This window comes from Enterobacter cloacae complex sp. GF14B (genome assembly GCF_004136805.1).
GTDB classification, from domain to species: Bacteria; Pseudomonadota; Gammaproteobacteria; order Enterobacterales; family Enterobacteriaceae; genus Enterobacter; species Enterobacter hormaechei_C.
The window spans coordinates 1-946 of the sequence record NZ_QFRV01000361.1; the positions used below are offsets into that span (position 1 = coordinate 1).

The 946-nt window shown below is 39.0% G+C and carries 1 protein-coding gene; it reads right to left on the reverse strand.

The annotated features are described in order from the left end of the window. The coding region (locus DD606_RS25660; RefSeq protein ID WP_139158409.1) for a reverse transcriptase family protein at positions 1 to 694 on the reverse strand (694 nt) is incomplete at its 3' end. Positions 695 to 946 lie beyond the last annotated feature (252 nt).

Here is a 946-nt window from a genome sequence, read left to right on the forward strand (position 1 = left end):
GTTGTGCAATGACTGCATACATATATATGAATCTTCGATAATATCCGCAGTGTCCCATGAAGGATTGTACTTGTTTGGCATTAGTAGGCCTAGGGAAGTCTACTATGACTTTTATTTTGTCTAGGTCAATGGTTATGCCATTTCTTGAGACAATATGTCCTAAGATGCGGTCTTGCCTAACCATAAAAATGCTCTTTTCCGGGTTGAGACAGATTCGATATGTTCTGCACTTCTCAAATACCTTTTGTAAATGGTCAATATGTTCTTCTCGTAGAAGAGAGTGGACACAGAGATCATCCATATATATTTCTAAGAATATTCTCTGGTATTCTTTGAACGCATGCGTCATTAAACTTTGAAAGGTAGCTGGGGCATTAGTTAGGCCAAAAAGCATAACTCTATACGCATATATTCCCCATTCTGTGGCAAACGCTGTTTTGTGTTGATCCTCTATTGCAATTGCCAATTGGTTGTATCCTGAAAACCCATCTAGAAAGGAATAAACCCGTTTCCCAGCCACCCTCTCAAGTACATGTTCTGTGATCGGCAAGGGATAATTATCCCTTATGGTGGCTGCATTTACCTTTTTGAGGTTCACACACACTCGCAGCTTTCCGTTCTTTTTGGGGACAACCACAATGGGTGACACCCAATCTGTATGCTCGATTTCGTAGATGAATTCAGCATCCATCATCTTGTCAATTTCCTCTTTGATTCATTTAGCAAATGTGTCATTATATGTATAAGTACGTTGTTTGCTAGGTTTGGCATCTTATTTCAAAGGAATTGTATGTTGGCATATCTATGGATCAACTCCTTTGAGGTCTTTGTAGGACCATGCAAACACATATTTATACTTTTTGAGAAGTTTTGTTAATTGTTCTTCTTCTTCAGGCTCTAAATCAGCTGCAATATAGATCGGATGAGGCTTTTAACCTGGTTCAGC